General features: G+C 64.8%; 18 protein-coding genes. 6 read left to right on the top strand and 12 right to left on the bottom strand.

Features of this window, described 5'->3' with window-relative positions; genetic code table 11:
- Window positions 1-123: 123 nt before the first annotated feature.
- Together M8J71_RS01045 and M8J71_RS01040 are read right to left on the bottom strand one after the other, a co-directional pair.
- Window positions 124-864: an EcsC family protein gene (locus M8J71_RS01045; protein WP_256246163.1), complete on the bottom strand. Its 741-nt coding sequence runs from the start codon at window positions 862-864 to the stop codon at window positions 124-126.
- Between the two features lie 153 nt (window positions 865-1017).
- The gene (locus M8J71_RS01040) at window positions 1018-1371 is read right to left on the bottom strand and encodes a type II toxin-antitoxin system HicB family antitoxin (protein ID WP_256246162.1); all 354 of its coding nucleotides are present in this window, start codon (window positions 1369-1371) and stop codon (window positions 1018-1020) included.
- A gap of 353 nt (window positions 1372-1724) precedes the next feature.
- Here M8J71_RS01040 and M8J71_RS01035 point away from each other — a divergent pair, with 353 nt between their 5' ends.
- A complete protein-coding gene (locus M8J71_RS01035) occupies window positions 1725-1967 on the top strand; it encodes a hypothetical protein (protein WP_256246161.1) in 243 nt (80 codons plus the stop codon).
- A gap of 293 nt (window positions 1968-2260) precedes the next feature.
- Here M8J71_RS01035 and M8J71_RS01030 read toward each other — a convergent pair whose 3' ends face one another.
- The gene (locus tag M8J71_RS01030) at window positions 2261-3502 is read right to left on the bottom strand and encodes a UPF0158 family protein (RefSeq protein WP_256246159.1); all 1242 of its coding nucleotides are present in this window, start codon (window positions 3500-3502) and stop codon (window positions 2261-2263) included.
- A gap of 118 nt (window positions 3503-3620) precedes the next feature.
- Between M8J71_RS01030 and M8J71_RS23405 the strand changes: the two genes are divergently transcribed.
- Complete coding sequence (locus tag M8J71_RS23405; RefSeq protein ID WP_256246158.1) at window positions 3621-7094, top strand: DEAD/DEAH box helicase; 3474 nt, start codon at window positions 3621-3623, stop codon at window positions 7092-7094.
- A gap of 292 nt (window positions 7095-7386) precedes the next feature.
- Here the strand turns inward: M8J71_RS23405 and M8J71_RS01020 are convergent, their stop codons facing one another.
- Window positions 7387-8799 carry an amino acid permease gene (locus M8J71_RS01020; RefSeq protein ID WP_256246156.1) on the bottom strand — a complete coding sequence of 471 codons (1413 nt, stop codon included), beginning with the start codon at window positions 8797-8799 and terminating at the stop codon, window positions 7387-7389.
- A gap of 46 nt (window positions 8800-8845) precedes the next feature.
- Window positions 8846-9955 (bottom strand): histidinol-phosphate transaminase, encoded by a 1110-nt coding sequence (gene hisC / locus M8J71_RS01015; RefSeq protein WP_256246155.1) that lies wholly within the window; start codon window positions 9953-9955, stop codon window positions 8846-8848.
- Window positions 9956-10048: 93 nt separating this feature from the next.
- On the opposite strand from hisC, the gene M8J71_RS01010 reads away from it, so the two are divergent.
- Together M8J71_RS01010 and M8J71_RS01005 are read left to right on the top strand one after the other, a co-directional pair.
- The gene (locus tag M8J71_RS01010) at window positions 10049-10552 is read left to right on the top strand and encodes an Lrp/AsnC family transcriptional regulator (protein ID WP_256246154.1); all 504 of its coding nucleotides are present in this window, start codon (window positions 10049-10051) and stop codon (window positions 10550-10552) included.
- Between the two features lie 119 nt (window positions 10553-10671).
- On the top strand, window positions 10672-12330 hold the full coding sequence (locus M8J71_RS01005; protein WP_256246153.1) for a thiamine pyrophosphate-binding protein: 1659 nt from the start codon (window positions 10672-10674) through the stop codon (window positions 12328-12330).
- Between the two features lie 97 nt (window positions 12331-12427).
- Here the strand turns inward: M8J71_RS01005 and M8J71_RS01000 are convergent, their stop codons facing one another.
- The 3 genes from M8J71_RS01000 to M8J71_RS00990 all read right to left on the bottom strand — a co-directional run bounded on the left by M8J71_RS01000 (window position 12428) and on the right by M8J71_RS00990 (window position 15820).
- Entirely contained in the window at window positions 12428-13117 is a 690-nt protein-coding gene (locus M8J71_RS01000) for an excalibur calcium-binding domain-containing protein (protein ID WP_256246152.1), read from the bottom strand.
- 86 nt (window positions 13118-13203) lie between these two features.
- Window positions 13204-14574 (bottom strand): GmrSD restriction endonuclease domain-containing protein, encoded by a 1371-nt coding sequence (locus tag M8J71_RS00995; protein ID WP_256246151.1) that lies wholly within the window; start codon window positions 14572-14574, stop codon window positions 13204-13206.
- Window positions 14575-14971: 397 nt separating this feature from the next.
- Window positions 14972-15820 carry a hypothetical protein gene (locus M8J71_RS00990; RefSeq protein WP_256246150.1) on the bottom strand — a complete coding sequence of 283 codons (849 nt, stop codon included), beginning with the start codon at window positions 15818-15820 and terminating at the stop codon, window positions 14972-14974.
- 285 nt (window positions 15821-16105) lie between these two features.
- Here M8J71_RS00990 and M8J71_RS00985 point away from each other — a divergent pair, with 285 nt between their 5' ends.
- Window positions 16106-16666 (top strand): DM13 domain-containing protein, encoded by a 561-nt coding sequence (locus M8J71_RS00985; protein ID WP_256246149.1) that lies wholly within the window; start codon window positions 16106-16108, stop codon window positions 16664-16666.
- A gap of 111 nt (window positions 16667-16777) precedes the next feature.
- Here M8J71_RS00985 and M8J71_RS00980 read toward each other — a convergent pair whose 3' ends face one another.
- Complete coding sequence (locus M8J71_RS00980) at window positions 16778-17098, bottom strand: GYD domain-containing protein (protein ID WP_256246148.1); 321 nt, start codon at window positions 17096-17098, stop codon at window positions 16778-16780.
- 421 nt (window positions 17099-17519) lie between these two features.
- Between M8J71_RS00980 and M8J71_RS00975 the strand changes: the two genes are divergently transcribed.
- Entirely contained in the window at window positions 17520-18227 is a 708-nt protein-coding gene (locus M8J71_RS00975) for a hypothetical protein (RefSeq protein WP_256246147.1), read from the top strand.
- A gap of 353 nt (window positions 18228-18580) precedes the next feature.
- Here the strand turns inward: M8J71_RS00975 and M8J71_RS00970 are convergent, their stop codons facing one another.
- From M8J71_RS00970 to M8J71_RS00960, 3 genes are all read right to left on the bottom strand, one after another.
- Complete coding sequence (locus M8J71_RS00970; protein WP_256246146.1) at window positions 18581-18706, bottom strand: hypothetical protein; 126 nt, start codon at window positions 18704-18706, stop codon at window positions 18581-18583.
- A gap of 135 nt (window positions 18707-18841) precedes the next feature.
- Window positions 18842-20218 (bottom strand): FAD-binding oxidoreductase, encoded by a 1377-nt coding sequence (locus M8J71_RS00965; protein WP_256246145.1) that lies wholly within the window; start codon window positions 20216-20218, stop codon window positions 18842-18844.
- Window positions 20219-20603: 385 nt separating this feature from the next.
- Window positions 20604-22145 (bottom strand): alanine/glycine:cation symporter family protein, encoded by a 1542-nt coding sequence (locus M8J71_RS00960; protein ID WP_256246144.1) that lies wholly within the window; start codon window positions 22143-22145, stop codon window positions 20604-20606.
- Window positions 22146-22325 lie beyond the last annotated feature (180 nt).

Genomic DNA, 22325 nt, shown 5'->3' with positions numbered 1-22325 from the left:
GCCATAGACATTCCTCGACTTACAAAAATTTCTCAGCCGCTAAGCGCTTTTTGTATCGCTTAGAGGGCACACCACCAAGAACGGCAGATGAGCATCAGCGGATAGAGACGTCCGCTTTCTCAGTCACGCTCGTTCTTGTTCGGTGTCATCAGGAGCGGCGGCTGCGCTTGCGGCTGAGTTTTCGGAGGCGGGAAAGTTTTTCTTCGCCCAACTTCCGGCGGCGCGGGTGCTGGTGAAGTTGACACCGCCGCCGACTACGCCACCCACGAGAGGTGCGAGCTTGGTTAGGTTCACGATGCCCTTGCTGCCGGCCTTGGTGATCAGCCTGTAGCCGACCTTCTTGTTAATCTCGATGAGCACACGGCCTGGGACTTGCTTGATGGCGCTGATGGCGGACTTCGTACCGATCTGGACGCCGGCCTGCGCCAAAGCCTCGGTGGCCGAGGACCCGACGAGCGACATAAGAACGACGGAACGCACCTCATCCGAGCGGACGTCGTAACCGCGCAGGTGCGCGATTGCGCCGGCGAGGCGCGCCTGGGTTATCCAGAGCGTCGTGAAGTCGGCGGGCAGCGTGACGGGCAGGGTGATCAGCCCTCCGAGGCCGGTCAGGAAACCGGTGCTGGAGGTGATACGGACGTGAGTGGCGATAAGTCTTTCAATGGCCTTTTCAACGTCGCCGTGCTTCGCGAGATGCTCCTCCGCGACCTGTACGGATCCCTTCCATGCGCCCATGCCACCGATGCCGACGTTGGAGATCTTATCGCTGACCTCCAGTGCCTTGCTGGTGAGGCGCTCGAACCGTGTGGAATCGGTAGCCGGGGACTCGTCGTCGACCAGGACCTCGAAATCGTTATCGCTCATCCGAAGAGAATAGCGGGCAGGACATACGTTCGGAGGCGGCAACCCACCGTGTCGCCGTCAATGGCACTGGTGCCGTTACGTGCTCGTCCAACGACCATTCAGTAGGGAATAATTTGTCCTGTCCTACCGACGTTCCGAGTCAGGGGTAGCGCTCTAGGCTGTCAAGCGTTCTGTCGCGTACTTGTTGAGAGGCATTCCGTGATTGGCCGCTTCAATCGCCAGTCTGCGGTGGAGTTCGGGAGGGACCCGGAGGTTGAGGCGGCCACTGAACTTTTGCGTCGCGATCGGCTCGGGCACGGGCTCACCCGACTGTGTAAGTTCATCGATGACGTCGGTCACCAGCCGTTCAATGCCGCGGAGCGCCTCGAACTTGTCCTCGTCTAGCCAGGAGAGGGAAGGGAATTCGAGAACAGTGGCAACAAACTCTCGATCCTCCGGCGACCACTGGACCGAGTACCGGTACTGCGCCACGGCAGACGGCGCAGCAGCTGCTTTTCGAGTGGACATCTACTTCTCCTTGCTCCGATCGATGGCGGCTATGGCTTGCTTCACCTGGTACGGCTTGGCCTTGCCATTCTTGTTCTGCAAATTGATCCTGGGATCCCCCGCCCAAGGCATCTTAAATATTGCGTTGTGACTCCCAGAACCTGACCTCGGTTCTCCGAAGTAGTGCCTACAGAGTTTGAGCATGTCACTGTACGAGACGTTCTCAGGGGAGTTTCTAGCTTGCTTCTCGATCTTGTCGATGCTCGCCACATGTACAATGGTGCCACTTTTGGCACCACTTCTCAAGGGGTCCATAGATCACGTCTCCATGGGGGAAAAACTATGACGGAATTCGATCCTGCCGACTCACCAATGTGCATAGTCCGGACGGAGGGCTGTCGTGGCGCGGGGCTCCTCTTCGCCCCGAACAGCCGTTGCGTCGCCGGGACGGCTACCTGATATTCACTGACTCTTCCGGGACCAGGCATTGGTACGGCAGCGACGCCGTTACCAACTCCTACAACAGGTGGCTACAGCCGGAACCTCGAGTCGCAGCCATCGCCGGCCCGAAGGAGAAGCAGCGGGCCCGCTACCCCGACATAATGGTCCGCGACTAGCACGGCCGACGGCGCGAACTGCCTGACCTTCGCCCCTACGATCATTGGCCTCAAGTATCTCGCATACGACGTCGCCGTAAGATCATTTACCAAGGGCTTCAGGACGCGTCCGCTGATGCTCTGCTTTATTGTCGGGTACGCTGCTGCGTTTGCCTACCCTCGCCCTGACACGCACGCGGCAAGAAGGGCCCGTTACGCACCCAAGCCGGATGCCGCCGTCGTTACTTGCGAACCCTGGTCCCCACCGGGTGTCCGATCCTGCCTGCCCAAACGGAGGACATCGCACAGGTTCGTCAGCCCACGCGGATGCCATTGTCGGCTAGGAACTCGCGCGCACGGCCCATCTGGCGGTCGGCGGAGAAGGTGTACCACTGTTCGCTGAGGTTCTCGCCGTGGACGAGGTCACGGAACCTCGAGAAGGCACCTTTGCCTTCGATGGCATGCTCCAGTCGCTCTCGGAAGGCCTCATCATGCTGCCGCTCGGCGAAGGCCGCCATGTCCTGCCAGGCTTTCCGCGAACCGGTGCGACGGAGTCGAAGCCAACGGTCCGGCTCTTCCTCCACATCGATGGCGGAATCCTCCCCAACCATCGTCGGGTCAGTGGCATTGTCCTCGTACACCTGCCCGGTGCGAAGGTCGAGGTAGCCGCCGGTTGATAGGTCGGGATCGCCTTCCAGCACCATGCTGAGCATATCCAGGTCAACCGGCACCACCCGGCCTGACAGCGGCTCGCGGCGCAGAATGTCCAGCAGGTCCTCGGCCAGCACCTGGTCACCGTTTCCGCCGCGCCGGCTCAGCCGGTTGATGACCGAGAGTGCCACCGGCTCGGCCTCCTGCCTGCGGCTCTCCAACGCCATCGGTATGCCCGCCCCCACCTGCTGCAGAGCGTCATCGATGTCGTGTCCTGTCACCGCCGCCGGAAAGCGGCCCGCGTCTCCTGCGCCGATCGCTATACGCAGTTCGGACAGGTCGATCTCCGGAACTTGCGCCGGTGCGGGCCATGCGTGAAGCAGCATCGGGTGCCGCCAGCCCGGTTTCCCCGGCGGATTGCTCTCGCCGTCGTCGGTAGCCCATCGGCGCCCATACTGGTCGGGGATGGTGCCCCAGCCCCAGTACGGCAGGGGAACATCAGGACGAACACCCAATACCTGCAGCGGGTCGACCTTCACCTCCCCGACGACGCATCGGTGGGTCCAGGCGTCACCGAGGTCGAACGTGAACTGAAACTCGCCCCCCGGCTGCACCGTCCGCATGACTTTAGCTACATGGATGTCAATCGGTGCGATGATCGGGCCCCGGAGTGATGCGGCCATCTCGGCTCCTGTCTCTTCATCGGTGATGACCCGACTGTCGGACAGGGTGAACATGGACAGATGTGAGCGGTCCCACCGGGCGAACGCATCATTTATGGCATTGGCGAGATCCATGAAGGTGTGCGACGGTCCGACCGCGAAGATACGCCCCGGCCACGGCCAAAACTCCTCACCACGTCCGCCGAGCAACTCCACCGTCACCGATAACCAGGTTCGTGCCATAACCCAAGGATGGCATGTGTCGAAGCTGCTTTCGAAAGGCAGCGGGTCCAGATCCAGCCGCTGAGATTAAAGCGCAGAGAACACCTGCTTTGTCAGTCCTGACGGGTAGCTTTAAGCCGTGACTCTCGAGCACCCTCCCGTGATACACGACGCCGTCATCAGTTCCCTTGTCGGCAGCTCTTTCCTGAGCCGCGGCCGGACCTACTCACGCAAAGGCGCTGTCTTCGGCGTCGAGTGGAACCCCAAGTCCCTCGAGCTCAAAGGAAAGGTGCAAGGCACCCGAAACAACCCCTACAAGGCTAAAGCATCCTTCAAGGACGGCATCAGCGGCCTGCGGCTCGACTGGGGGCACTGCTCCTGCCCCGTGCAGTTCAACTGCAAGCATGTGGCAGCCCTGCTGCTCGAAATCAGCTGCGGTCCCGTGATGGAACAGCCTCCGCTGCTGGAAGTAACACCGGCGGCAGCTCCCCCGGCGCCAAAGAAGAAAGCCGCGCCTGCCCCACCAAAAGCTGCCGGGCAACAGGTGCGCAAGGACGCATCCCCCGCCCCCTGGCAGGAACAAATCCAGTCCCTTCTTCATCCGGAGGCAACGCCACGCCACGCCGGTGTCAGTGGAGGGAAGGGCCGGTCTACCGCCGCGCTTGGGGTGCAGCTGGAGCTTAGTGAGTCTTCCTCCGGGCAGTCCCCCTGGTACCAACGGGGACGGAGCGACCCCTGGCAGGGCAATTCGGCACCGCAGGTAACCCTAACCGCCCGGCCGGTAAAGCAGAACGCCAAGGGCACGTGGGTGGTGGGCCAGCTCCGCTGGGACACGTTCCGCCGTTCGAACTACGGTTATCAGCTCGACGAATTCTCCACCGGACAGGTGCGCTGGATGCAGGCCTTTGACGCCCTCTTCGCCGCCGGCGCCAGCCAGCCGCCTGGCACGCACCTGCCGCTGGAACGCTTCGATAACCCGCTGCTCTGGGAGCTTCTCGCCCAGGCCGGCCAAGTCGGGGTGGCGCTGCTCATGGCAAAGTCCGGAGACGCCGTCGTCGTAATTCATGACCCAGTTGACCTTTCGCTGGATCTCCGCGATCACGACGGCGGGCTGCGGCTGGCACCCCATGTGGGCTCCGGGGACTTCGCCACCCCGGCGGAGACCGCCGCCGTTGGCGCCATCGGAACGCCCGGGCACGGCGTTTTCTGGTGGGACGCCGCCACCGGGCCAGGCACCAGCTCGGCGGCCCGGGACCTCCACCTCGCTCCCACCACGGCAACGGTCCCCGCCGCCATCCGTACCCTGATCCGGCACCGAACGGAGCTGCTGGTTCCGGCGGATGCGCGCGACTCCTTCCTCGCGGACAGCTTCCCCCAGCTGGCGCAGTCGGCCCGCATTACCTGCAGCGACTCGTCCGTCGATTTGCCGGAAATCCTGCCGCCGGAACTGGTCCTGACCGCCGCACACACTTCCCGCGAACTGCAACTTGGCTGGCACTGGGAGTATCACGCCTCCGGTACCGTCACCCGCCTGCCGCTGACGCCTTTCGGCGAGGGATACCGGGATCACGCATTCGAAGAACGGCTCCTGGCCCAAGTGGCCGCCTCGCTGGAACAATTCCCGGTGGCCTGGCAGGAGCAGTTCCCGGACAACGGCTCCGGACAACCGGGCAGCACTGTGCCTTCGATCCTCAAGAATCTGTCCGCGGCCCGGTTCACCACCGAAGCACTGCCGCGGCTGAAGCAGCTGGAGCACGTCCGGGTGGTCACCACGGGACCGGCGCCGGACTATAGCGAGCTGACGGACAGCCCGCTCATCGGCGTCCGCACCCAGGAAACGGACGACGCCGACTGGTTTGATCTGGGCGTCACCGTCACATTGGGCGGGGAGGATGTCCCGTTCGACCTCCTCTTCCGCGCGCTGGCCGCAGGCGACGATCATCTGATGCTGGCCAACGGCAACTACTTCCGGCTGGACCAGCCCGAGTTCCTCCAGTTGCGCCGGCTGATCGAGGAAGCCCGTGCCCTGCAGGAGAACGAAGGGCCGCTGCGGATCAGCTTGTACCAGGCCGGGCTCTGGGGCGAACTCGAGGAACTCTCGGCCAACGCAGAGCAGGCTGAGTCATGGCGGCGGAGCGTTGGAGGCCTGCTGGGGTTCTCGGAGATCCAGGATGTGCCGCCGCCAGCGGGTCTCGATGCGTCCCTCCGGCCCTACCAGCAGGAAGGCTTTAACTGGCTGGCCTTCCTCTGGGAGCACGGGCTGGGCGGGGTTCTAGCGGACGACATGGGACTGGGCAAAACCCTGCAGGCCATCGCCCTAATCCTTCACGCCAAGAACGGCATCGGCGTTCCGGACCGGGACAAAACCGCATGCCACCCCTTCCTGGTGGTTGCCCCCACCTCAGTGGTCCCCAACTGGGCCGCCGAAACCGGCCGCTTCGCCCCCGGGCTCCGCACCACTGCCGTCACGGACACACTGCAGCGCAGCGGCACTGATCCCGCAGCACTCGCGGCCGGGTCCGACGTCGTGGTTGTCTCCTACACGCTGTTCCGGCTGGACTACGAAGCCTACGCATCAAGCCAGTGGGCAGGGCTGGTGCTGGACGAGGCGCAGTTCGTGAAGAACCCTGCTACCAAGGCCAGCCAGAACGCACGCCGCTTCCCCGCCACTTTCAAGCTCGCCATCACAGGCACACCCATGGAGAACAACCTGATGGAGCTGTGGTCCATGTTCGCCATCACCGCCCCCGGGCTGTTCCCGTCATCGAAGAATTTCACTGACTACTACCGGACCCCGGTGGAAAAGGACGGGGACGCCGCGAAGCTGGCGCAATTACGACGCCGGATCCGGCCGTTGATGATGCGGCGCAACAAGGAGCTGGTTGCCAAGGACCTGCCCGCCAAACAGGAACAGGTGCTGGAGCTGGACCTGGCGCCGAGGCACCGCACCATCTACCAGCGGCACCTGCAGCGGGAACGGCAGAAGGTCCTGGGGCTGCTGGATGACATGGAGAAGAACCGCTTCGCGATCTTCAAGTCCCTCACCACACTGCGAAGACTAAGCCTGGACGCGTCCCTGGTGGACGAGAAACACGCATCCGTCCCGTCCAGCAAGCTGGACGCCCTGCTGGAGCAGCTCGGCGATATTGTGGCCGAAGGCCACCGCGCGCTGATTTTCAGCCAGTTCACCGGCTTCCTGGCCAAAGCCGCGGACCGGCTCGATGCCGAAGGCATTCCCTACGCCTACCTGGACGGCAAAACCCGCCGACGCGCGGCCGTGCTCGAACAATTCAAGGCGGGCAGCGCCCCGGTGTTCCTCATCTCCTTGAAAGCCGGCGGATTCGGCCTGAACCTGACAGAGGCGGACTACGTCTTCCTACTGGATCCGTGGTGGAATCCTGCCTCAGAGGCGCAGGCCGTAGACCGCACCCACCGGATCGGCCAGACCCGCAACGTCATGGTCTACCGGCTCGTCGCCAAGGACACCATCGAAGAGAAAGTCATGGCACTCAAGGAAAAGAAAGCCAAGCTGTTCAGCGCCGTCCTGGACGACGACGCTATGTTCGCCTCGGCGCTGTCAGCGGACGATGTCAGGGACCTGTTCGAAGGCTGAGGCACCTCGGCTGCCGGCAGCGCGGCAACAGCACGGCCATCCTCCAGTTTCAGCACTCTGCCTTGACTCGTCCTTCAGCACGTTAAGCCCGTGCCCTTCCGGCAGGTGGCCGGAGAAGAAGAATGGCAGAGGTCCTCAGTCATGAGTCATAGCCCTTCCACCGCTCGTACGAACGGAGGCACCCGCCCCAGGTTCCGCCGTCGTACCCGTTAAGTCGTCGTACCCGTTAAAACGGAGGCGACACCCCCGCAATAGCCGGGGCGCCGCCGTCGTGCATGTCATTCCGCCTGGTTCAGTCGATGAGCACCGGCTGCTTGTCACCCTCCGAAGATTCGACAGGCGGCTGAGCGTCCCGCTTACGGTGGTTCAGCCAGCACCCCACCGCAAGAAGCGCTACGAGTCCAAACGTGCTCAGGAGCTGGGGACGGGAATCCTCGCCGATGAAGCCCACCGTGAAGATCGCCGCGAGGATGAGCAGGCCAAAGCTTGTAAGCCACGGGAAGCCGGGCATCCGCAAGGGAAGCTCTGTTCCCTCACGGTCGGCGCGGAGGCGCAGCGCGAGCTGGGCCAGGAGCGCGGACGTCCATACCAGAAGGCACGTTGAGCCCACGATGTTCAGCAGAACGCCAAGGACCATCTCGGGGAACGCCAGCTCCAGCACCACCGTGATAACGCCGAACGCGACGCTGGCCAGAACTGCGACAACCGGAACCCGTGCCTTGGACACCGAAGCAAGCAGCCGTGGCGCTTCGCCCCGCTCCGCGAGGGAGTACGCCATCCGGGAGGCGCCGTAGAGGTTGGCGTTGAGCGCGGAGAGCAGTGCCGCGACGGCCACCAGGGTGATGGCAGTTGCTGCGCCGGGCATGCCGGCAGCGTCCAGCACGGCGGCGAACGGGCTCTTCAGCCCCTCAGAACCGACGGGAACCACGGCCGCAATAATGAAGATCGCTCCGATGTAGAACACCAGGATGCGCCACAGCACCGTGCGGACTGCCTTCTTCACGCTCCGGGCCGGTTCGGCGGTCTCAGCTGCCGCCACGGACACAATCTCGGTGCCGCCGAACGCGAAAGCCACCACGAAGAGCGCCGTGGCAATCCCGGCGAAACCGCTCGGCGCGAACCCGTCGCCCATGAAGTTCGACAGGCCCGGCGACTGCACGCCCGGCAGCCAGCCGAAGAGAAGGGCAGCGCCCACAGCCAGGAACGCGACGATTGCCGCCACCTTCAGCAGGGCGAACCAGAACTCGAACTCGCCGAAGTTCTTCACACTCGTCAGGTTCACCGCGGTGAGCACCACGATGAACACGAAGGCCATCAGCCACACCGGCAGGGCCGGGAAGATGGTGGCCAGCAGGCCTGCCGCACCGAGAGCTTCGGCCGCGATGACCACCACGAGCTGGATCCACCAGAGCCAGCCCACGGTGGCGCCGGCCACCGGCCCGTACGCCTTGGCGGTGTACACGGAGAAGGCGCCGCTGTCCGGATTTGCGGCGGCCATCTCGCCGAGGGCCCACATCACCAGGATGATGAGGGTGCCGGCCACGAGGTACGAGATCAGCACGGCCGGGCCGGCCGCCTGGATGCCCGCGCCGGAGCCGATGAAGAGGCCAGCGCCGATGGCGCTGCCGAGGCCCATCATCGTGAGCTGGCGTGGTTTGAGGGCCGCGCCGAGGGCGCGGGCAGACGTCGTTGTCTGTTGTTCCATGGGGATTCCTCTAGCTAGTAGGTGGAACGGATTGGGGGGTTGAGGTTCAGTCAGTTTTAAGGGCCGCGTGGGCTTCGAGGATCCGAAGCACCCGGTCATTGGAGGCGGCGTCGGCAACGGTGATCCGCACGCCGTCGCCCTGGTACGCCCGGACCAGAATGCCGGCGCCGTCGAACGCCTCGATGAGCCTCGCCCGGAGCCCGTCGTCGGCACGGATCCACAGGAAATTGCCCTGGCTTGGCTGCAGTTTCCAGCCTTGGGCTGCCAGCTGCTCGGACATCCGTGCGCGCTCCTGCTTCACGACGGCGACCCGCGCCTCCATCTCCTCCCCCGCGTCCAGTGATGCGATGGCTGCCTTTTGGGCCAGTGCGCTCACTGAGAAGGGCAGGGCGGTCCGGCGCAGCCCCTCAGCAATGGCCGGGGCGGCCACGGCGTATCCCACCCGCAGGCCGGCGAGTCCGTAGGCCTTGGAGAAGGTTCGCAGGATGCAGACGTTCGGGTACTCGCGGTAGAGCGCCAGGGAATCGGGCCCGCTGCCCGCTTCGGCGTACTCCACGTAGGCCTCGTCTATCACCAGGAGGATGTCCGAGCGGACGGCGCGCAGGAAGGCGTCGATGCGTTTGTGGCTGATCGGCACTCCGGTGGGATTGTTGGGGGTGCACAGCAGGATCACCTTCGTGCGCTCGCTGACGGCCGCCGCCATGGCATCGAGGTCGTGGCCCTCAAGGTGATTCAGCGGGATGCGGACCGGCCGGGCACCTGCCAGTTCCACCAGGATGGGGTAGGCCTCGAAGGAGCGCCATGCGAAGATCACTTCATCCCCGGCGTCGCACAGTCCGGTAATGATTTGCTGGAGGACGCCCACGCTGCCGGGTCCCACCGCCACTTCCCCTGCCGTGACGCCCAGGTGACTGGCAAGCCGTTCGCGGAGTTCGACGGCGGCCGAGTCAGGGTAGCGGTTCATGGTACCGGCCGCCGCGGCCACCGCAGCAGCGGCAGCGGGCAGCGGCTCGTAATGGCTTTCGTTGCTGGCGAGGGCGGCGATGTCCGTGCCGGCGCTGCGCCTGCCCGGGACGTAGGACGGAAGGCCGGTCACCGCGTCGCGAAGGGTGGGGCGCGCGGTATCCGGTGAAGTCCGGAACTGAGTGATGGTCATGAGGACCGATCATGATTGTGATCCGGGGCACATTGCAAGATACGCTCATGCCATTGGGACTTCTGCTCAACTTCTACTGTGTGTGGTGAAAATATGACCATCGCGAACTCTCGTACCCTGGATTCCCTCGACGGCAGGATCATCCTGGCCCTCGACAAGGACCCCGAAGCCAGCGCCCTGGCACTCTCCCGGACACTAGGCGTCGCACGGAACACCGTCCACGCCCGGCTGGCACGGCTCGAGCGCAGCGGCGCCCTTCGCTCCTTCAGCCGCAGGCTGGACCCCGCCGCGCTCGGTTATGACCTAATGGCCTTCCTCTCGCTGGCCATCAGCCAGACACGGGCAGGTGCGGTGGAAGACGGGCTCGCGGGGATCCCGGAGGTGATCGAGGTGCACGCCACCACCGGGGACGCGGACCTGATGGCCAAGGTGGTGGCCCGGAGCACGGCGGACCTCTACCGCATCACCAACCAGATCCTGGCCATCGACGGGATCCAGCGGACCAGCACCGCCATTTCCGTGGTGGAACTTATGCCGCCCCGCTACGACGGCCTCCTGGCCAGGCTGACGGAACAGGAATCGCGCCCCTCGGAGTAAACCTGAGTGACGGGCGCCACAGTTGGTCAATTTGTCACTGTTGCCATCGCATGCTGCCAATTCTCCCAAGCTCTTTTCGCTCTATTGCCTCTGTGAGAAGCAGCCCACAAGATTCCTGCATGACCACTCTCACTGTCTCCGGCCGCGTGGCGCAGGTTCTCAGCAGCTACCTCAGCGATGTCTTCGGCGTCATGGGCAACGGCAACGTCTACTTCCTGGACGCAGCCGAAAAGCTGGGCCTCCGCTTCTCCCCCGTCCGCCACGAAGGCGCAGCCATCGCCGCGGCCGACGCCTACTATCGGACCTCGGGACGTCTCGCAGCGGGCACCACCACGTACGGCCCCGGCTACACCAACGCCCTCACCGCCCTCGCCGAGGCGGTCCAGGCGCAGATCCCGGTTGTGCTTGTCACCGGGGACGCACCGAGCAGCGGCGCCCGGCCGCAGGACGTGGACCAGGCGGCCATCGCCGCCGGCCTCGGCGCGGCCACCTTCACCGTCACCCGTGACGCCGCGGGAACCATTACGCAGCAGGCGGTGGAGTACGCACTCACCAAACGCACCGCCGTCGTCATTGCCATTCCCTACGACCTTGCGTCACTCGAGGCTGCGGACGAAGAGCTTCCCGAACTGCCGGCACCGAAGGTGACGGACGACGTCGACGGCGGCCTTGGACAGGTGGCCCGCCTGCTCGCCGGGGCCAAGCGGCCGCTGATCCTGGCCGGCCGGGGTGCGCACCTCGCCGGCGCCGGGCCGGAACTCCGCAAACTCGCCGACCGGCTCGGCGCACTGACCGCCGGAACCGCCCTGGCGCTCAATCTCCTCAATGGCGAGGGGTACCTGGGCGTCGCCGGCGGTTTCGGCACGGACACCGCGACGGGCCTCATGGGTGAGGCCGACGTGGTCCTGGTGGCCGGGGCGAGCCTGAGCCCCTTCACCATGCGGTTTGGGCATCTGCTCGGCCCGGACAGCACGGTAATCCAGATCGACACCGCCCTGCAGCCGACCAACGAGCGGGTGGACCTGTTCGTCAGCGCGGACGCGAAATCCGCTGCGGGACGCCTCCTGCAGTTGCTGGATGTCGAGGCTACCGCGGAAGGCTGGCGTGCGGAAGCCCGCAAACGGCTGGCCGAAGGACCGGCGCACAGCCCCGGTTCCGATGTGACCGAGGACGGCCGGCTGGACCCGCGCTCTCTTGCCATCGCGCTGAATGCCGTGCTGCCGGAGCGCCGCACGGTGGTTCAGGACGGCGGGCACTTCATCGGTTGGGCACCCATGTACTGGAACATCCCGCGGCCGCAGGACCTGGTGATGGTGGGGACCGCCTTCCAGTCCATTGGGCTGGGACTCGCAAGCGCCGTCGGGGCAGCCCGTGCATTGGAGGACGGCCGCACCCTGGTGCTGGCGTCCGGCGACGGTGGTTTCCTGATGGGCCTGCCCGACCTCGAATCACTCATCGGTACGGCAAGCAGCGCCATCGTGGTAATCTACAACGACGCCGCCTACGGGGCCGAAATCCATCAGTACGGCTCCCAGGGCCTGACCGAAAAGCCAATGCTGATCCCCGAGGTGGACTTCAGCGGGATCGCCCGCGCCCTCGGTGCCGAGTCGGCGATTGTCCGCTCACTGGCTGACCTGTCCGCGCTTACGGAGTGGATCGACGCCGGCACGCAGGGAACCTTCGTGGCCGACTGCCGGATCACGTCCAGCGTCCGGGCGCCCTGGCTGACCGAGTGGATGAACGCCAAGCAGGCGGCGAAGGCGGCGGTGGCTGGGTAGCTCGCCCTTCACCGAATGTGAACTTGCACGGGCCGTTAAAACAAAAGCGCCGTGGATACCTTCGACTGTATCCACGGCACTCCTGTTTGTGGCTTGCTTACTTATCGCAGCCGATACCGTCGCGGTCCCTGTCCAGGTGGGTTCCGTAGCCGGGCGTTCCGGCGTAAACCGGTGCTGCACCTGCCGCTCGAGCGGCGGCGCAGTTGGCGAACGGAGCGGCTGCGGGAGCCGGTGCCGGTGCAGGTACAACGGGCGCAGGCACCACAGGCGCGGGCGCGGCGGGGACCTGCGGGGCAGGACGTGCTGCCGCCTCCCGAGCGGCCTGCTCTGCAGCAGCTTGTGCAGCTGCAGCTTGTTCCGCTGCAGCCTTCTCGGCGGCGGCCTTCGCCGCAGCTGCTGCTTCTGCTGCGGCTTTCTCGGCTACCACCTTTTCGGCGGCAGCTTTTTCAGCCGCAAGAACGTCAAGGGACTTGACGCCGAGCTTTACCAAGGAGCCCTTGTCCGCGCTCTTGCCTTCCGTGGGGTCCTGGGAGATAACCTGCCAGTTTTTCGGCGCCATAATCGTTTTGCCGTCGACGACGTCAACAGCTTCTACTTCGAACGCAAGGTCTTCCAGCTGATCTGTTGCCTTATCCAGGGTCAGGCCCACCACACCGGGAACCGTCACCGTTTGTGCAACAGTCTCGACAGCTGTGGCAGCAGCCGCGGGCTCGACGTCCGCCTGCTGGCCGCCACATCCTGTCAGCATCAGGCCGGCCAGCACGGCCAGCGCCAGTGATTTCTTCAAATTTCCAGTCTTTGTCATCGTTTCCCCCGTAGGAATGTTGGTTGTTGTTGTGTAAGTGGAATGCGAACCCCCGAAAAGCTGAGCAGTTATTCGCAGGCAACGCCGTCCGAGTCGCGGTCCAGTGCAGGCCGGTAGCCGGCGTGCCCGGCGAAAAGGGGCGCGGCACCGGCAGCCCTGGCGGCGGCACAGTTGGCATAGTAGGCAGCCGCCGGCGCGGGCACGGCGGGGGCAGGAGCGGGTGCCACGGGGGCAGGGGCGGGTGCTACTGGAGCGGGTGCGGGAGCAACCGGAGCGGGCGCCGGAGCGACGGGAGCAGGAGCTACAGGTGCAGGAGCTACGGGCGCAGGCTCAGCAACAACGGGCGCGGGAGCCTGGGCGTTCGTAGGCGCCAGCTGCCCCGAGCAGTCCCCCAGAATCCGCGCCATGGCGTCGTGCTCGGCTTGAGTCACCCACAGCATGTACGTCGCCTTAACTGAAATCTGTCGGGCGACGTACTCGCACCGGAACCCCTTGTTCGGCGGCAGCCAGGTGGCGGCGTCGCCGTCGCCCTTCTTCATGTTGGTGGGACCGTCCGTCGCCTGCAGGTTCAGCGGGTCATTGGCAAACGCGGTCCGCTGCTCCGTGGTCAACTGCTGCGCGCCCTTCTGCCAGGCATCGCTGAGTGCGACCACGTGGTCGATCTGGACTGCGGTGCTTGTAGCCTGCCCGCGCAGGAAACTGATGCTCGTACCCGTGTACGGGTCTGCCAACGTTCCCGATCTCACCTTGCACGGCACGCTGTTGACGTAGGTAATGGCAGTAAGGTCGCGGTTGAGCATGTCGTTGCGCGTGTCGCAGCCGTTGCGGTCCACGTCCGCCCATGCCTGTCCGAACAGCGCCCGGTCATACCCCGTTTTAGGAGCCCTGCCCTTGATGGGAAGGGTTGCCAGCAGGTCCAGCGCCTTCGTGGCGTAAGAAGGCTGCTGGTTTGGTGCCGTCACCGAGGTGCCTTGTGCGACCACGGCCGCTGTCTCCGGGTCCAGTGGCGCGTCGGTCTCGTTCACTGTGGGAGTGGCCGACGGCGTGGCGCTGGCTGAAGCGGTTGGGCTGGCACTCGCGGTCGCGGTTGACACGGTACTGTCCGACGCGGCAGTTACCAGGTCCGCGGTGGCCACCGGCGGCAGGGCGAGCCCACCGGCGATGAAGAGGGCTAGTGAGGTGGCGAGTGCGACGGCGCCCGCTTTGCGCCTTGCCGGCAACATGGCCCAGGAGCGGCGACCCGTTGCCAAAACGTAGAGTCCAGTCAGCGCACCGGCAATGGCGAGGAAGACTAGGGCGAGTCCTATCCCGCTGCTCAACGCTCCCAGCAGCATGAAAAGCGCGGTGATGCCTCCGACGATGAAGGTGGAGATGCGTGTTTTGCGCTTCGGCTTCGGCGCAGACGGTGATGGACCCAGAAGGGTGCGGTAGTTCGACAATTCTTTCCCCCATGAAGCGGGTCGCACAGTGACCCGTGATTCGCTGGCTTCGAGAGTCCAACGAATGTACTGCCGTCAAGCCTATTTCCTTGCTATGTGCAGAAAGCGAAGATCACAGAGTCCTGTGGCAAAGCTGAGCCCTTCTTGATTGGGTCTTGAGCTTGGGTGTCGCGCTCGGGCTTTTGCGCTTAACAATTGCCCGCAGCGGGCAACCATTTCTCCCCGCTGAGCGTGGAAGAGCTCCGGTATGCAGGCCTACTACCGCGCGACTGCCGGATCACGCCCGGCGCCCGGGGCGCCGTGGCTGAGCGAGTGGATGAACGCCAAGCAGGCTGGGAAGGCAGCGGTGGCTGGGTAGCCAAGTCCTGCGGCCATCCGTGTGCCGGGTGCCCCGCGCCTAAGCCGTGATGACAAACGACACCGCTGCGACGAAGGCCGGCAGTGCCAGGAGGACTGCCAGCGCGAGGAACGCCCTGCCAGCCCACAAATACCTGGGAGACAACGTCCTGTTTGGACGAGCCGCCACGCCTGGCCATGCCACGACGAGCAAAGCGCCGAGAAGGATCAGGACAGCCGCCGGTGGAAAGACGATGACCGCCAGGAGCGGCAGGTAGGCCGGAACCGCCCCGCGCGTGAACAGCGGCAGCCGTTGGCTGTACCAGCCGGCAGCGGCTGCCACGATCGCCCCGGTCAGAACGGCGAGGAGGATGAAGAGCAGCACGGACAACCAGCCCGGGCCGATGAACGTGAAGTCGATGTTGCTGGTCCTGAACGGTTCAACACCCGCCCCGAACACGACGATTCCCAGGAGTCCTGCCAGCGGACCGGAGAGCCTTCCGGGCGGGAGCCAGCGGTGGATGGTGAGGTAGATCAGCGACGCTACAAACGCCGTCGGCATTCCACCGAACACCAGCAGGGCCAGGGTGCCGTCCACGGTAATGAAGCCCACGTTGGCCTGGGCCTCTGTGAGGCGTCCCTGCGCCGAATCCGGGGAGGTCGCCGCCAAAATCCGCATGAGAAGACGGCCACCGGGCCAGGTCATAAGCAAACCGGTGATCAAGGCCGTAAGGCACCAAAGGTTGGCCCACCAGAAGTACCGGCGTATCGCAGCAACCCTGGCGGTTCGACCGTCCTGATCTGGGCCGCCGCCGGCGGGCGGTTTGATCGCCATGCCGCCCCAACGGACGATAAGCCACAGTCCGGCCAGGAACAGCAGCACCGAACCCGCGAGGATTGCAATGGTCATCGGACGGCGCCTGGGTCCATAGCCGCCTCTGTCTTTGTGGCCATGCAACTTCCCTGGAACATTTCCGCCTCCGCGGTCGCCACGGCTAACACTCAGGGCATGCAGTTTCCCCCCCCCGGCCGGGCCCGCGTCAATGCACCATCTGGAAGGCGGGCACCCCGGCGAGCTGGGCCGACGTCGTCCGTTACCGGGAGTGCCTCGGACACGGAAAGGCCGCGGCACACACGTGCCGGCGCGGGCTGGCATTCCAGGCACGGAACAGGAGCTCTGGACGTTGACCTGGCTATGAGGAAGCGCGTTGTGGTCCCGGCCGTGCTGCTCGTGGCTGTCATCGCATTTGCTGTGGGACTGTACCTGTTCCAGCCCTGGCGCATCTTCACCAGCTCAACTGTGATCGAGGATATTCCAGCCGTTGCTACGCCTGCAGCCACGCCTGACGTCGGGTCGCAGGAGCCTTCGGCAACACCCACTGCAGCGCCCTCCGCCGTCGCCGTTCCGCGTGAGCTGGCATCAGGCCAGCTCATTAGCCATGAACACGCCAGCTCGGGAACTGTGAAGATTCTCGAGCTCCCCGACGGGAGCCGGATCCTCCGGTTCGAAGGCCTTGACACGTCCGATGGTCCCGACCTCCGCGTCTGGCTCACCGACGCTCCGGTCATCGAGGGATTGGCCGGCTGGCAAGTATTCGATGACGGCGCCTACCTCGACCTCGGCGCGCTCAAAGCCAACAAGGGCGACCAGAACTATGACATCCCGGCCGCCACAGTGCTGGGAGACTACACCTCGGTCAGCATTTGGTGCGCCCGCTTCACCGTGTCCTTCGCCGCTGCCGAGCTGAACACTTAATCGCGCTGCAGCTGGCCTAGCCGGCGGGCCGCCGTCGTAAATGTACGACGGCGGCCGCTCACCACAGTGCCAAACTCCCCTACAGTCCCGGGGCTTTACTGTCCCGGGGCTTTACTGTCCTGGCGCCCGGTAGGACGGCGTCTTCTTGGCGGCTTCATCGAGGTCTTCAACCGTCAGGAGCGGCTTCAGGCGGACGTTGACGTTGCCCGACGAATTGATCAGCAGCGACAGTGCTGCAGCACTTGCATCATCCGGCGCCTCAAAAACGCCAAGGACGTCGTAGTAGCCAAAAGCGTAGTAGAAACTCTCCAGCGTTCCGCCGACGGATTTCAGTGCCTCGGCCAGGGCGTCACGGCGCTTGGTACCGCCTTCCTGCATGAGCCCCTGGATTCCTTTGCCCACGTACGTCGCTTCAAACAGATACTTTGGCATGGCCTTTCCTTTCCCTAGATTTCGATTTCCATCCGGCGCTCTTAAGGCTGTCCCGAGTGCACAACGCAGCCCGGACGCACGCGGTGCTGAATGGGGCGCACACAGAATCCTCCTCACCTGGCTCCATCGCCGTGCAGGAGCGGCCCAGATCCGGCCCCTCATTCCGTGGAAACGGGGCGTTTGACCCCGCTACCGCAGAAACTATTCCTCCGGCTACAGGCAGTCAATAGGCCGGGGAAACCATCCCGCCGAACGGCTAGGCCAGCATCGGGGAACCGTAAGGGCGGCACCGCCGCCAGCGCAGTCGTACTGACGAAACGTAGGCGCGGCAGCCGGATTGCGCACTACCGCCAGCGGAGCAGGCCATGGACTTCGTCCCCCTGTGCCGAGGACGGGACCGGGAATATAATGTGCCATGCCTGTGACCGGCCGAATCGTTTCTGCCGTGCTGCTGCTCGTCGTCGGGGCAGGACTGGCGGTGTTGGCGGTGATGGTCCACTACGAATTCATGAGAATTTACGGCGATGTAAGCGGTACCGCGTTGGAGGGTCTCACGTGGGGGCTCACGGCCGGACCCTCCGGATTGGCGCTCGGTCTGGTCGCGGTGGTTGCCATGATCGGCTTCATGATCTCGACGCGACGGTGGATGCGGCTTACGGCCGTGGCCATCCCGGTCCTCATGCTGATTGGGATGTTCGCTGTCACTCCCGCGGCTCTGGGGCAGAAGATGGATAAACAATTTGTTTCCGCTCCGCAATGCGTGGCTGACGGGGCCGAGGAGCCCATGGCCAGCGCAGATCGCGAGGCCCAGCAGGCGTTCGATTCCATCAGCCACATCGGTCATTTCAGCGGTGGCGGCATGAGTGGCGTCGGCGGCTGTACCCGCTGGTTTAAGCTCCCAGGAGACGGCGATGTGTTGCAGCACTATCGTGGAGCGCTGCCAGCGGCGGGCTGGGAAGTGGTCGAAGATGACGGGCGGCATCTGAGGGCGCATCTTGATGGCCGGGCTTTCGACGTGATGCCCTGCCCCGGAGGCGGTGTCATCTGGGCGGGAAGCGACGACGAGCCTTCATACGGGCAGGGAAGGCCTCAGCTGGCGGGCACTGAAATTTGTCCACACGATCTCTGAACACAAGATTTCCGGTCACCGGTTTAGAAGAACGAAACCAATCCCAGTAATAATTTCGACGCCCGCCCCGGGTCCCCACTGGCTGGCGAAAGCCTCGTCGATGCCGAAGGATCCTTCCGATTCCCCATGGATGCCCATAGCGCGGAAGGTCCGCGTCTCGAATGCCCACTCCAGCAGCCGTGTGCCTGCGTGGCCGAATGGAGCGTCCAGTTGCTGGCCCCTCGCCCGTGCCGAAGCCGTCGAGGGAGACTGAGAAGTTATGCACGCGAACAAGGGACATGCTGCTCTCCTGAGGGCAGTCACGGTATGGCGGTTGGTCCCGAACCGCTCAAGGCCGGATGCACGGCGATTAGTTAGTCACGGGGTTCATCGGCCGCTGCCTCGCCACCACCTGCGCCTGGCTTGTTGTGAACCCTTTTCGGGATCTTACCCTCAACGTCTGCCGGCACGGGAGGGTCCTTCTCTTCATCAGTAGACATAGGCCAAGCCTAGGCTGCACCCCTTTGTCGCCGCACGTGCGGCGATCGCACACGCCCTTAGGTGTTGGTGACCGCGGCGGTGCCTGCCGCCGTCGTCCGACTCTGTAGGAGGTGACGGAAGGGCTCTTCCGTGTTTCAGGCCGCAGGTTTGATGTTCTGGTTGATATGGAACAGGTTGCCGGGATCGTACTTTGCCTTGATCCTGGCCAACCTGGCGTAGTTGCCGCCGTAGTTGTCCTCGATGCTGGACTGGTCGTCGGCATCAAGGAAGTTAACGTAGCCCGCGCCGGCTCCATAAGGATGCAGGGCCTGGTGGTAGTCCCTGACCCACCTCGTGTTGGCCGCGTTGTCCGCCGGGGACTCCCACATTCCGGCGATGGCTACCGAGAAGTTGGCACCCCGGTAAGGAAAGGCAGTCTCGTCCTGTCCCACGCGCTGCGCCGCACCGTTGATGGGGTAGTAATGATTGGCGGTTTGGGGACTGGGAATACCGGCTCCGAACTTCCGGGCAACGCCGATCACATCGTCGCTCAGCTCCGGAAGGAACTCCGCCTTCCAATACGCTTGAAGGCCTTTCGGGAGCATCGGGTCGAACAACGTGTTCAGCACCGGGTACGGGAGCGGGCCGACAAAGGACCCGGCAACCGGGGCGACCTCAAGGAACTGCTGCCACTGCCGCTCGCCTTCATCGTGGGGACCGGTCCAGCCGCCCACCACAACCACCACAGGTTTGCCGTGGTGCTCCTCCGGCAGGAAGGGAACCGGCGGGCCCTGGTGGAATCCGAGGAAGATGCCCATGTCTTCGGGAGCTGTGGCGATGTAGTCCCGGTACAGCTGCCCAACCGCCTCGGCGTGCTCGAGCAGGTAGATCACCACACCGCCGTAAACCACGTCCACCGGATGCAGTGTGAACTCCAGGGACGTGACCGCGCCGAAGTTTCCGGTGCCGCCGCGTAACGCCCAGAAGAGATCGTCGTTCTCGGTTGCGCTGGCCGTGAGGAACTTCCCGTCCGCGGTAACCACATCCGCGGATACGAGGTTGTCGCAGGACAGGCCGTGCTTGCGGGCGAGGTAACCGATGCCGCCGCCCAGCGTCAGTCCGGCAACACCTGTGGATCCGATAATGCCGCCGGTTGTTGCCAGCCCGAACGCGTTGGTGGCGTGGTTGAAGTCGGCCCAGGTGGTGCCTGCCTCAGCCCGGGCCGTCCGGGCAGCAGGATCCACCCGCACACCGGTACGGTCGGCGAAGTCCAGCACGAGGCCGCCGTCGCAGGTGCCAAACCCTGGGGCGCTGTGACCACCACCCCGCAACGCGAGGTCCATGCCGTTGTCGCGGGCAAAGTTCACTCCGGCAATGACGTCCGCGACTTGCGACACCCGCAGTATGGCGGCGGGGCGTTTGTCGATCATGCCGTTATAGACGGTCCGCGAGGCGTCGTAGAGGGGGTGGTCTGAAGTGATGACGTGGCCCCGTACTTTGTCCTGCAGGGCCTGGAATCCGTTGTTGTCCATGGGAGACTTCCATTCGCCCCGAGCATGCCTGGACGCTCGGGGACTTGGCACGGCATCCCCCGGCCGTGCGGGACCTTCATGATGCAGCCGCTGCGGCCCGGAAGAGTCCGGGAACAGGCCTGGCGGCCTGAAGCAGCGGCGGAGACCGGATGCGCCGGGGCTGCATGCAGACGCATGCAGTTGAGGCGTGATTCTCGAATATGCGCCTGCCGGCGACGTTGCCGGGCGAGGCTTGGGACGCCCTTGGATGGACGACTAACCGTAAGCTACGCCCGCCCGTTGTCAAGGTCAAGAAGCGGTAGGAAAAGGCATCGTCCCGGCGTCGGTGGCCGGGACGATGCGCACCGTGCGCCGCGCGGACGGCGCGGCGCACGGTCTACTCGCGCTAGATCCGCGCGGTTTCCTTCTCGCGGTCGGCCTTCTTGTAGGACTCCCAGAAGGTGGCCCCGGTGATGCCGAGGGGCTTCGGGTCGAAGACCGGGTCGAGGCCAAGCTTCTGCTGCCGCTCGAAGTCCTTGAGGGCCTTGAACGCGGGCTTCTGCAGGATCAGGATGCCGACGATGTTCAGCCAGGCCATCAGCCCGACGCCGATGTCGCCCATCACCCACGCATCGGCGGCCGTGTTCACGCAGCCGTAGGCAGCGGCGACGAGGATGGCTACCTGCAGTGCGATGGTGGTGGCGCGGCCGAGGCTGGTCCGGAGGCCGGGAATCATCGTGGCCGAGGAGTTGCCCAGGAGGAAGCGCAGGTTTGTCTCGGCCATGTAGTAGTACGCGATGACAGTGGTCAGGCAGAAGAAGATCAGCGTGACAGCGATGAACGCGGCGCCGACGCCGGGGAAGACGGAGTCGAATCCGGCCTGCACATACTGGGGCCCGACGACGGCCGAGGCGGACAGCAGGCCGCCTTCGGCGAGGATGTCACCGTCTTCGCTGCCGCCCGAGAAGACGCGGTAGGCACCGGTGGAGAGGATCAGGAAGCCGGTGGCCGAGCACACGAACAGCGTGTCGATGTACACCGCGAAGGCCTGGACGAGGCCTTGCTTGGCCGGGTGCGAGACTTCGGCTGCAGCCGCGGCGTGCGGGCCCGTTCCCTGGCCGGCCTCGTTCGAGTAGACGCCGCGCTTGACGCCCCACATCACGGCCAGGCCGATGATGGCGCCGAGGGCCGAGTCCATGCCGAAGGCGCTGCGGAACACCAGCGAGAGGATCTCCGGCAGCTGGGCGGCGTTGATGACGACGACGATCAGGGCGAGGATGATGTAGCCGGCGGCCATGAACGGCACCACGAAGGCGGCAACGCTGGCGATGCGCTTCACGCCGCCCATGACCACAAGCGCCAGGAGGATGACCGAGCCGACGGCAACAATCCAGGGCTCGAGGGCCCAGGCGCCGCTGATCGCGGTGGCCATGGAGTTGGTCTGGACACCCGGCATTAGAACGCCGCAGGCAAGGACGGTCACGGCCGCGAAGACGTACCCGTAGACCTTGAAGAAGCCGGCGCCCTTGGTGTGGGCGAACCCGCGGGAGAAGTAGTACGCCGGGCCGCCGCGGTACTCGCCGGTCAGCGGATCCCGGGTCTTGTAGATCTGGCCGAGGGTTGACTCGATGAATGACGTGGACGCTCCCAGGAAGGCGACCGCCCACATCCAGAAGAGAGCGCCCGGTCCACCGAAGGCGATCGCGGTGGCGACGCCGGCGACGTTGCCGGTGCCGACGCGGCCGGACAGGGACATGGCCAGGGCCTGGAACGAGGAGACGCCGGAGGCGGACTTCTCGCCGTGAACGAGCTGCTGGAACATCCCCTTGACGTGCCGGACCTGCAGGAAGCGGGTCCGGATGGAGAAGTAGACTCCGGTGGCGAGGCAGAGATAGACGAGCCAGTCGCTCCAAATCACGTTATTGATGGCTGATAAGGCATCGCTCATAAGTGTGGGTTCCCTCCAGGAAGAGCGTGGGTGATGCGTTTGGTGCTGCGCGGCGTCGGTTGACGCGATGTGGCGCACCACACCAAAACCTGTGAAGCTTCTCACAAAGAATTAATCCAGTCCATTTGGCTTCCCTGTGGGGGCTCTGGGAGCACCATCCCGGCATGTACCAGGCGGCCG

It is taken from the genome of Pseudarthrobacter sp. R1 (genome assembly GCF_024494415.1).
Taxonomy (GTDB): Bacteria; Actinomycetota; Actinomycetes; order Actinomycetales; family Micrococcaceae; genus Arthrobacter.
The sequence above is the reverse complement of the archived record's forward strand: the minus strand, read 5'-3'. Positions and strand labels throughout refer to the sequence as shown.